General features: G+C 64.8%; 2 protein-coding genes. Both read left to right on the forward strand.

The window, feature by feature from the left end; all coding sequences use genetic code 11:
• The first annotated feature begins 133 nt into the window (after nt 1–133).
• Entirely contained in the window at nt 134–1,036 is a 903-nt protein-coding gene (locus ACE3UY_RS18175; protein ID WP_374688899.1) for an NAD-dependent epimerase/dehydratase family protein, read from the forward strand.
• A 179-nt stretch (nt 1,037–1,215) separates the two neighbouring features.
• Entirely contained in the window at nt 1,216–2,052 is an 837-nt protein-coding gene (locus ACE3UY_RS18180; RefSeq protein WP_374688900.1) for an HAD-IB family phosphatase, read from the forward strand.
• Nucleotides 2,053–2,097: the final 45 nt, after the last annotated feature.

A 2,097-nucleotide genomic window follows, 5' to 3' on the forward strand; every position in this document is an offset into this window, starting at 1 on the left:
AGGTCAAGCACGAGATTCAGGATGAGTATCTCAGCCCTCAGAAGGCCTCGGAGGCCGTCGGCTGGCGTCAACAGTATAGCCTGGCGCGCGGTCTGGAAGAGGCCATGGCCTGGTATCGGGCCTATCTGAATTGATGAGCCGTCCGCGCGTTCTCGTCACCGGCGCGACCGGTTTCATCGCCCGCACCCTTGTCCCGCGCCTGCTGGAACAGGCCGACGTGACACTGCTCCTCCTGGAGGAGTTTGCCAGCGGGACGCCCCTCCCCCCGCCACTGGGCCGGCTGCGCCCGCGCCTGGACGCGGTCTACGCCGACCTGCGCAACTACCCCCTGACGGCCCGCGCCGTGCGCCAGGCGCGGCCCGACCAGGTGATCCACTTGGCCGCAGTTGGCGTCACTGACCCTTTCCTGAACGCCCACACCGCCATCAGCCACAACGTCACCGGCACGCTCAACCTGCTGCGCGCCTGCTTCGAGGCCGAGGATCAGGAGGTGCGTCAACTGATCGTTGCCCGCACGCCGGGCGAGCGGACGGCCATGAACGTTTACGCCGCCAGCAAGGCCGCCGCCTGGGCTTTCTGCCGCATGTACGCCCGCACCGCCGGCTGGCCTATCCACGGCGCGATGATCTTCCAGGCCTACGGGCCGGGCCAATTGCCCCACCTGCTCGTGCCCGCCGCGCTGGGCGCGGCGCAGGCCGGCGAGGATTTCCCCATGACCGCCGGTGGGCAAGCCAAGGACTGGATTCACATCGACGATGTGGTCGGCGGTTTCCTGGCCGTGCTGGGCAGCGACCTGCCGCCGGGCGAGACGGTCGAGCTGGGTACAGGCCGGGCGACGGATGTGGTGACGGTCGTGCAGCGCATTTATGATCTGGTGGAGCGCGGCGGCCGGCCTCGCCCCGGTCTGTTGCCCGGCCGCCCAGGGGAAGAACCACTGCAAATCGCCGACGCCGACCGGACAGCGACGCTCACCGGCTGGCGCGCCGGCATCGATTTGGAGACAGGCTTAAGACGACTTGTTAGCGGGCCGGGTTAGATTCAGACCTGACAGGCAGGCGGCCCGAGGCAGTCTAGCGACACCGAAACTTGCGGCCGCGCACCTGTCAGGTCTAGAGGCTATTGGCAAATAACCGGTTTGGGATTAGAATGAACATCACATACCCCGAATACGCAGGTGGTTGATTGCCGCCATGCTGAGTTGATCCGTTAACCACCATGCGTTGGCCCCATTACGAACATGTCTTTTTCGACTGTGACTCTACCCTGACGGCGGTAGAGGGCATCGACGTTCTGGCCGAGGCGGCCGGTCTGCGCGAGCGCATCGCCGAATTGACCCAGGCCGCCATGGAAGGCGATCTCGATCTGAACGATATCTACGACATGCGGCTGCGGGCGGTGCAGCCGACGCGCCAGCAAGTGCTAGACATCCGCCGCAGCTACAAGCGCCACATGGTCGAAGACGCCGCGCTGGTGGTGACGGCACTCCAATCGCTGGGACACAAAGTCTACATCATCAGCGGCGGGCTGGCCGAGCCGGTCGAGGAGTTTGGCATCTATTTGGGCATCCCACGCGAGCGCATCCGCGCCGTGGGCATCACGTACAACGAATTGTCCGGTCACTGGTGGGAGAAGAAAGCCGCCCGACGCGAGAAACAGTACCTCACCTACGACGACGGCGCGCTGACCGTTAGCGACGGCAAGGCGCAGATCGTCCGCGAACTGCTGGGCGACCAGCGCGGCCGTTCCCTGCTCATCGGCGACGGCGTGAGCGACCTGCTGGCCGGGCGCGCCGTCGATCTGTTCGTCGGCTATGGGGGCGTCAACACCCGGTCGAAAGTTCAGAACGAAGCTCCCGTTTTCATCAACTGCCAGAGTCTGGCCCCCCTGTTGCCCTTGGCCGGCGGCCCGGCTGCGCTGCGGCTGCTGCGCACCGGGCACATGCAATACCAGACGCTCAGCACCAAGGCCGCTTACTTGATCCATACAGGAGTTGTGACCTTTAACAATGAACACCTTGAATCCAAATTCCGAGGGGCATTCCTCGCCTCGTAATCCGCAACACGTCAAGCTCTTCATTCCAGGCCCCACCGAAGTACG

The sequence above is a fragment of the Promineifilum sp. (SeqCode) genome, from assembly GCF_041918635.1.
Taxonomy (GTDB): domain Bacteria; phylum Chloroflexota; class Anaerolineae; order Promineifilales; family Promineifilaceae; genus Promineifilum.

What these genes read in the sequence shown, in the direction of transcription:
- ACE3UY_RS18175 (WP_374688899.1), top strand. Translation starts at nt 134, where the DNA reads ATGAGCCGTCCGCGCGTTCTCGTCACCGGCGCGACCGGTTTCATCGCC.
- ACE3UY_RS18180 (WP_374688900.1), top strand. Translation starts at nt 1,216, where the DNA reads ATGCGTTGGCCCCATTACGAACATGTCTTTTTCGACTGTGACTCTACC.